Genomic DNA, 7,590 nt, shown 5'->3' with positions numbered 1-7,590 from the left:
CTCTTCACCATCCACCCACGGGAGGGGACAGACCGTAGGACGAAGTCCGTAGGGCTGTCACCGCACCCGACAAACAACCGCCCGCCGCCAGGCGCAACGGCGAGAAACCACCACGGCGGGAAAGCCGACAACGTGGGAAGCAGGCCAAGCGCAGCGAAAGGTCAAAACAATGGTTGCTGGCCCGGAAACGGCGGTTCCTCCGGATCGAAGAGGCGTTCCGCGGGGGCCATCAGGGGGGCGATCTTCCGGGAGCCGGGACAGGAGATCAGCTCCAGTCCGGTGCGGCGGCCCGGAGGGTCGTGACGGGCGAAGCGGCCGCCGACGACGGCGATCTCTCGGGTGCAGACGGGGCACGCGCGGCGGGGTGACGACATGACATCAGTGTGACCCAGGCCGGCGTGCGGCAGGGCAGCCCCCCGAGCCGCCGACCACACACCGACGCGTGCGGGCTCAGAACGCGTCGGTCGGCACATACGTCCCCCAAACCCCCCGCAACGCCTCGCACACCTCGCCCACCGTCGCCCTCGCCCGCAGCGCCTCCCGCATCGGGGGCAGGACGTTGTCCGTGCCCTCGGCGGCCTTGCGCAGGTCGTCCAGGGCGCCGGTCACCGCGCGGCGGTTGCGGCGGGAGCGGAGCTGCGCCAGCCGCTCGACCTGCTGGGACTCGATCGCCGGGTCGACCCGCAGCGGCTCGTAGGGCTCCTCCTCGTCCAGCTGGAAGCGGTTGACGCCGACCACCACGCGTTCGCCGGCGTCGGTCTCCTGCGCGATCCGGTACGCGTTCCGCTCGATCTCGTCCTTCTGGAAGCCCCGTTCGATGGCGGCCACCGCACCGCCCATCTCCTCGACCCGCTGCATCAGCGCGACGGCCGCCGCCTCCAACTCGTCCGTCATCGACTCCACGGCGTAGGAGCCGGCGAACGGATCGACGGTGGCGGTCACATCGGTCTCGTGCGCGAGCACCTGCTGGGTGCGCAGCGCCAGCCGGGCCGACTTGTCCGTGGGCAGCGCGATGGCCTCGTCGAAGGAGTTGGTGTGCAGCGACTGGGTGCCGCCGAATACCGCGGCCAGCGCCTGGACGGTGACCCGGGCGAGGTTCACCTCCGGCTGCTGGGCGGTGAGCTGCACCCCGGCGGTCTGCGTATGGAACCGCAGCATCTGCGACTTGGGGTTCCGCGCGCCGAACTCCTCGCGCATGACGCGGGCCCAGATCCTGCGCGCGGAACGGAACTTGGCGACCTCCTCCAGCAGCGTCGTGCGCGAGACGAAGAAGAACGACAGCCGCGGTGCGAAGTCGTCCACGTCCATACCGGCCGCCACGGCGGTGCGTACGTACTCGATGCCGTTGGCGAGCGTGAAGGCGACCTCCTGCGCGGGCGAGGCGCCGGCCTCGGCCATGTGGTAGCCGGAGATCGAGATGGTGTTCCACTGGGGGATCTCGGCCCGGCAGTACTGGAAGATGTCGGCGATCAGCCGCAGCGAGGGCTGCGGCGGGAAGATGTAGGTCCCGCGTGCGATGTACTCCTTCAGCACGTCGTTCTGGATCGTGCCCTTGAGCTGACCGGCCGTCACTCCCTGTTCCTCACCGACCAGTTGGTAGAGGAGGAGCAGCAGCGCCGCCGGCGCGTTGATCGTCATCGAGGTGGACACCCGGTCCAGCGGGATCCCGCCGAACAGCACCCCCATGTCCTCGACGGAGTCGATGGCCACCCCGACCTTGCCGACCTCGCCGGAGGCGATCGGGGTGTCCGAGTCGTGGCCCATCTGGGTGGGCAGGTCGAAGGCGACCGACAGCCCCGTCGTGCCGTGGGCGATCAGCTGCCGGTAGCGGGCATTGGACTCCCGGGCCGTGCCGAAGCCCGCGTACTGCCGCATCGTCCAGGGCCGTCCGGTGTACATCGACGGATAGACGCCACGCGTGAAGGGGTAGCCGCCCGGCGCGCCGAGCCGTCGCTCGGCGTCCCAGCCGGCCAGCGACTGCGGCCCGTACACGGGCTCGATGGGCAGACCGCTCTCGTTGTACCGGACACCGCCCGATTCCTGCGCCATGGACGTACGCCTTCCCACCGGTTGACCGTTATCCGCTCTTACGCCATGTATTACCCGTTGTTTTACGCCTTGCCCTCAGCATGCCCGCAGGTTCGCCACGCCGCAGCGCTGGGAAGCATCTCCGGTGGCCGATCGGGATCGCCGAGATCCGGGGGTAGCGCATGACGCGGAGCAGCGGAAGACGGACGATGCCGGCGACGGCCGCGGTGCTGCTGGTGGCGGCGCTCGCGGTGGGCTGCCGCCCGGTGACGGTCGCCAAGACCGGCGCGCCGGACGGCAAGGGAGTCCGCCACGCCCCCACCACCCCCGCCCCGCCGCCACTGGGCCGGCACACCCCGCCGCCGGCCCGCGCCACCCACCCCGCCCCGCGGCCGGTCATGGCGCTGGGCTCACAGGGCGCGCGGGTCCGCGAACTCCAGGCGCGACTGGCCCAGCTGGGGCTCTTCGCCCACTCCCCCACCGGCTACTACGGATCGCTGACCACCGCCGCGGTCCGCGCCTTCCAGCGGCAGCAGGGCCTGCCCCGTACGGGCGCGGTGCAGTCCGCGGCCTGGGGCGCCCTGCGCGCCCGCACCCGTCAGCCGACGCGGACGGAGCTGCGTCCGGCCACCGCCCGGCCGATAGGCGTGCTGGACCGGCGCTGCATGCAGGGCAGGGTGATCTGCATCAGCAAGCGGTCCAACACCCTCACCTGGGTCGTCGACGGCCGGATCGCCTCGGCGATGGACGTCCGCTTCGGCTCCCAGTACACCCCCACCCGCGAGGGCACCTTCCACATCACGTTCAAGAGCCGCCGGCACGTCTCGACGATCTACCACACGGCCATGCCGTACGCGATGTTCTTCAGCGGCGGCCAGGCGGTCCACTACTCCGCGGACTTCGCCGCCCGCGGCTACACCGGCGCCTCGCACGGCTGCGTCAACGTACGGGACAAGGCGAAGATCGCCGCACTGTTCGGCGAGGTGGGGAAGGGGACGAAGGTGGTCGTCTACCGCTAGTCGTCTACCGCTGGGTGATGTCTCGGCCCGGAACGGCGAGTGCGCTGCGGGCCGGGCCCGGTGCGCGGAGGGGAAGAGAAGGGCGCGGGCAGGGCCGGGGGAACGTGCCCCGCCCGCGCCATGTGCGCTGAGCCGTAGGTACGGGGGGAACCCCGGCTCCTCGCGCAGCCGATGACCAGTCGGCTTCACTCAGTACTGCGTCACCGGCTCGAAAAACGTCACACCTAGTTGGTGGCCGTGGCGCTCGGGGTCGCGCTCGGCGTGGCGCTGCGCGGTTGGACGACCGACGACGAGGACCCGGGTGCCGGGGTCGAGGCGCCGGGGGCGGGTGACTGGGAGGGGTCGTGGTCGTCGTCCTCGTCGCCACCGGAGCCGCCGCCGCTTGCGGACCCGCCGCCCAAGCCATCGTTGTCACCGGAGCCGCCGCCGCTCTGGTACCGGTCCAGATAGGCGCGGCAGAAGGCGTGCACCTTCTCCGGGCCGCCGGCCTTGCTCTCCAGTCGCTGCACGGTCTCGCGGTCCATCTGGCGGTTCTTGCCCGACTCGTAGTCCCGGCAGAGGCTGAGCAAAAGTTTCTTCTTGCCGCCCTTGCCGGATCCGCCGTTGCCGTCGCCGCCCGGCTTCTGGTCCTGGCCGCGGCCGTCGGGCGTGCCCTTGCCGGGTCCCGGGGTCGCGCCGTGGCTGCTGCCGGGGGTCGGGTCGCCGTCGGGGCCGGCGGTCTTCCCGCCGGACGAGGGGTCGGGGGTCCGCTCCGTCGTGCCGTCCGTCTGGGCGCCGGGCTCGCGGGTGTCGAACGGCCCGGGCGTCTCGACGGCGGAGACCGTGGAGGCCGGTTCGGGATCGTCGCTCCCGCGGAACGGGCTGTGCAGTACGCCGGTGCCGGCCGCGACGGCGACACCGCCGAGGGCACAGGCGGCGAGGGCCACGACGAAGCCGCGCCGGAAGGGGCGGACGACCCAGGGGCGTTCGGCGACGCCGGTGGCGCGCGCGCCGCGTACCGCGGTCCGGCCGACGGCACCGCGGCCGCGCGAGCCGGCGCCGGCGGCCTGGCGGAACGCCGTGACGGCGGCCTCTTCACCTGGCAGCGGGGCGGCCCCGGACGTCTTGGCGTCGACCGCCGCGGCGGCCTGAAGCAGCTGTTCCAGTTCGCGTGCGCCGTCGCCGTGCCGGGCACCGACCGGTTCACCGCGCAGCAACTGCTCCGCGGCATCCTTGTCGAGCCAGTTGTACCGGTCGTCGGCCATCACATGTCCTTCTGCGTTCGTGCGGCCGTTTCCGTCACACCTGGTACGTACGATTCCGCCACGCCGTTGCGGCGTCTGCGGCCCTGCACGGGCACTCCGTCGATCGTCCCGCCGCCTCCGCGCGGCCCCCGCGCGGGCCTGCCGGACGGGGCGTCCTCGCCCGCGTCGGCACCGTCTTCCGCGCCGCCGGCGTCGGCGCCGTCACCGCTCCCGGGGCCGCCGTCCGGCGGGTCGCCGATCAGTTCGGCGAGCCGGCGCAGTCCGCGGTGTGCGGCGGTGCGCACCGCTCCGGGGCGTTTGCCGAGCACCTGCGCGGTGCTCTTGGCGTCCAGTCCGACCACCACCCGCAGCACCACGGCCTCGGCCTGGTCCTGCGGAAGGCGGGCTATCAGTCGCATGGTCCGGCCGGTGCCGAGGGCTTCCAGCGCCTCGCCGGCGGTGTCGGACGCGCCGGGGGTGTCGGCCAGTTCGCTCTCGTCGCCGCCGATCGCCGGGCGCCGGCCGCGCATCCTGATGTGGTCGAGCGCGCGATTACGGGCAATTCGGGCGGCCCAGCCGCGGAAGCGGTCGGCGTCGCCGCTGAAGCGGGAGAGGTCACGGGTTATCTGCAGCCATGCCTCCGAGGCGACATCCTCGACGTCCGCTTCGCTCACCAATGTCCGCACATATCCCAGAAGTCGGGGATGTACGGCGCGGTAGACGGTACGGAACGCCGCCTCGTCGCCACCCTGCGCCGCCTGCACGGCCACCGTCAGCCGACGGTCGTCCGGCTGAATGTCGTCCCCTCGCACGGGTCCATCCTGTCGCACGTGGAATGTCCGCCGCCCGGTCCTTGCTTGCTTTGCCTCGTTGCCCGGCCGTGTACGCCGGCTACCGTCCGGCCCAGGTCGGGGCAGGTCGGGAACCCCGGGTAACCCGGCTGTTCCCGCTGACCGTAACCCGTGCACCAACCGGCACCGAACCCGGGACGGCGCTGCCGCCCCCGTCGACCGAGCGCCGAGCCGAGGAACACACGGCGGCCGACGCACCGGTGGGACGCGCGCACGGATCCATCTGCAGCTCCCGGGAGGGCGGCTTCTTTCGGCCGCCCCGGCGGCGCGACCACCACGCCATTCGGCGCGGATCCGCACGTTACGGGCCTGGCCGGGCCCGCGTCCAGACCACTGGCGGTACCCCGCCTGGCACCGCGTGTGACGCTTTCGCGCCGTCTGGCGCTGTACCGAATAGAGGGCCGTCACGGCCCTTCACGAACGACGGCCGGGGCCTCTCCTGTGGGGGGTGGCGGCCCCGGCCGTCCTCGTGGGCCCAGGCCGTCACGGAGCCTGGTGCCGAGTTCACCACCCGCCGTCGACGACGACGTCACCCCGTATGGGGAAGGTGGCGGCCCCGGCCGTCCTCGTGGGCCCAGGCCGTCGCGGAGCCCGGTCGGCCTCGTTTCTCTCACCCGTTTCTTACCGGGTGACTCTCCTTTCTCACCGGGGCGCCTCTCACACCCGGTTGGCCAGCGCCTGGAACTGCGACCAGGACAGGGCGGGCGTCCGCGGGTCCCAGGTCTTCTGTGCCAGCGCCGCCAGCGGCAGCCGGATCCCGGCGGCCACCTGCGCTTGCGTCTGCGCCTGCGCCCGATCGCTCCAGATCGCGAAGCGCGCCCCGGGGATCCGGTCCGGCCCGGTCATGCTCGCGGGCACCGAGACCGGCTGGGTGCCGCGCAGCACCTTCGGGGTCCAGCTCTCGTAGATCCGCCGGCCGGTCGGGTAGAAGAACTTGTTGGGCTCGCCGAGGACGTAGTAGAGGTACTCGTCGTTGAAGTTCAGCACGGTGCGGCCGTCGCGGAGGAACCCCGCGGGGTCGCGCTGGCCGCCCTCCCTGCCGGTCCAGTAGGCGACCACCCGGTTCTTGTCGGCGCTCACCGCCGCGCTGGAGAAGAATCCGTCGTTCCATGCCTCGATCCGGTTCTTGCCCCGCTCCTCAACGGTCTTCTGCCGGTCGTTGAGCCAGCCGGTCGCCAGGTCCTTGATGGTGCCGCCCGCTCCGTACTTCTGCTGTGCGGCCCGGGTGAGCTGCGGATACGTGGTCGACGGCGTGGAGGACAGCAGCGCCTGGTACTCGTCGCCGCCCAGGTGCCAGTAGGCGGGGGCGCCCTTGGGGTTGGTGAACAGATCGCTCATCTCCTCCAGCAGCGAGTCGATCAGCGGGGCCGCCTTGGGGTGGGAGATGTCGATCGCACCCGGGACCACCGTGCCCGACGCCTTGCGCAGCAGAAGGTCCTGATGGTTCCTGAGCACGGCGCCCAGGTGGCCGGGCGAGTCCAGTTCGGGGACGACGGAGATGTGCAGGCTGCGGGCGAGCTTGATGATCTGGCGCACCTGCGCCTTGGTGAGGTGGTCCGTCGAGACGACCTCGGGGTGGGTGTCGCTCTGGATGCGGAAGCCCTGGTCGTCGGAGAAGTGCAGCTGGAACTGGTTGAGCTTGAGGTCGGCGATCTCCCGCAGGCGCGCCTCGATCCAGTCCTGACTGAAGGGCTTGCGGGCGTTGTCCAGCGACATCCCGCGCTGCGGGCGGTCCGGCCGGTCCTCGATGGTGCCCTCGGGGAGCCCGCCGGCGGCGCGCACGGCCTGCTTGACGGTGCGGGTGCCGTAGAAGATTCCGGCGTCGGTCGGGGCCGTCAGAGTGAGCCGGGTCCCGCGGGCGGTGAGGGTGTATGCCTCGTCGGCCGCGCTGTCGACCGGCACGTTGTCGGCGGTGCTCCTGCCCGTCGCCTTCACCTCGATGTCGCCGGGCCGTACGGTCTCGTCGCCGTAGACGACGGCCAGTCCCCCCAGGTCACGGGCCATCAGCTGCGCCTCGTCGGCGACGTTGCTGTGCTCGCCGGCCGGGACCACCACACGGGCCTGCTTGGTCGGGCGCCAGCCGCGCCCGTCGGCCCGGCGGAACTCGCGTACGGCGGGGATGACCTGCGGCGTTCCGGTCACCGGTGCCCAGGTCGGGGTGGCGGCCGCCTCGGGGTTGACCTTGGCGCTGGTGCTGCCGGGCGGTTCGGTGTCCGCCGTGCCGGAGCAGCCGGTGAGCAGCAGCGCACCAGTGAGCGCCACGGCCGGGAGCGCGGCGCGTGGCGGCCGCTTCGGGTTCGACATCGTGCAATCCTCACTTTTCGGGGCGAAGGCATTGCCAGGTGTGCGGAGCCGGTCGTCCGTCGAACGCGCGGAAGCTCTCTCGTCCGGGTGAAATTCGCGCATCCGTCGGACAGTGGCCGAGAACCATCGTTAGCGTGGCGCTCTCTTGTTCGTCACCCCTTTCTC

General features: G+C 71.9%; 6 protein-coding genes. 1 reads left to right on the top strand and 5 read right to left on the bottom strand.

Going from position 1 to position 7,590, the window contains the following annotated elements:
• Positions 1-161: 161 nt before the first annotated feature.
• The gene (locus ACZ4NB_RS28050) at positions 162-374 is read right to left on the bottom strand and encodes a hypothetical protein (RefSeq protein WP_384425488.1); all 213 of its coding nucleotides are present in this window, start codon (positions 372-374) and stop codon (positions 162-164) included.
• Positions 375-450: 76 nt separating this feature from the next.
• Complete coding sequence (locus ACZ4NB_RS28045) at positions 451-2,049, bottom strand: acyl-CoA mutase large subunit family protein (RefSeq protein WP_467665816.1); 1,599 nt, start codon at positions 2,047-2,049, stop codon at positions 451-453.
• Positions 2,050-2,237: 188 nt separating this feature from the next.
• Here ACZ4NB_RS28045 and ACZ4NB_RS28040 point away from each other — a divergent pair, with 188 nt between their 5' ends.
• Entirely contained in the window at positions 2,238-3,047 is an 810-nt protein-coding gene (locus ACZ4NB_RS28040; protein WP_467665815.1) for a L,D-transpeptidase family protein, read from the top strand.
• A 224-nt stretch (positions 3,048-3,271) separates the two neighbouring features.
• On the opposite strand, the gene ACZ4NB_RS28035 is transcribed toward ACZ4NB_RS28040, so the two are convergent.
• From ACZ4NB_RS28035 to ACZ4NB_RS28025, 3 genes are all read right to left on the bottom strand, one after another.
• Entirely contained in the window at positions 3,272-4,291 is a 1,020-nt protein-coding gene (locus tag ACZ4NB_RS28035; RefSeq protein ID WP_467665814.1) for a hypothetical protein, read from the bottom strand.
• Positions 4,291-5,082, bottom strand: a complete 792-nt coding sequence (locus ACZ4NB_RS28030) for an RNA polymerase sigma factor (protein ID WP_467665813.1) — start codon at positions 5,080-5,082, stop codon at positions 4,291-4,293. The genes ACZ4NB_RS28035 and ACZ4NB_RS28030 overlap by 1 nt, the downstream gene beginning before the upstream one ends.
• Before the next feature lie 696 nt (positions 5,083-5,778).
• The gene (locus ACZ4NB_RS28025; RefSeq protein ID WP_467665812.1) at positions 5,779-7,425 is read right to left on the bottom strand and encodes a beta-N-acetylhexosaminidase; all 1,647 of its coding nucleotides are present in this window, start codon (positions 7,423-7,425) and stop codon (positions 5,779-5,781) included.
• Positions 7,426-7,590: the final 165 nt, after the last annotated feature.

It is taken from the genome of Streptomyces sp. NPDC026575, from assembly GCF_055567415.1.
This window is presented reverse-complemented; position numbering and strand designations above follow the sequence as displayed.